This is a genomic window from Aeromonas sp. LsrichE-8G (assembly GCF_022869435.1).
Taxonomy (GTDB): Bacteria; Pseudomonadota; Gammaproteobacteria; order Enterobacterales; family Aeromonadaceae; genus Aeromonas; species Aeromonas caviae.
Genome location: NZ_JALIHH010000084.1, coordinates 1 through 359, shown reverse-complemented (window position 1 = coordinate 359; position 359 = coordinate 1). Strand labels below are relative to the sequence as shown.

Genomic DNA, 359 nt, shown 5'->3' with positions numbered 1-359 from the left:
AGCCTGAGGCGAGACCGTCATTTGCAACAGACGGTCACCGTCGCCATAGCGCTCAAGTTCCGTGTATACCAGCCCCTTGCGTTCCGGGATGAGCCAGTGACGGTCGGTGTCTTCGGCCTGAATACGCAGCAACAGGTCGGCACCGAAGAAGCCTTTATCCAGCAGGGTCACTGACTTGTCCGGCAATGAGTGAATGAACTCGCTGGCCAGGGGGATTTCCCCTTTGCGGTACGGGCTGATGGCCGCGTTGGCAATGACATGCGAGCGGACATTCATGAGCGTGACCAACCGCAGCATCGGGTAGGGTGTCTGCCGGTTGGTTGAGGTGTTACCCGAGCCGAAATGTGCTCTGAGTTCAG

1 protein-coding gene is annotated in these 359 nt (G+C 58.5%); it reads right to left on the bottom strand.

Features of this window, described 5'->3' with window-relative positions:
• Positions 1–359: transposase (locus MUW49_RS13675; RefSeq protein ID WP_244812888.1), on the bottom strand; the 359-nt coding region annotated here is incomplete at both ends.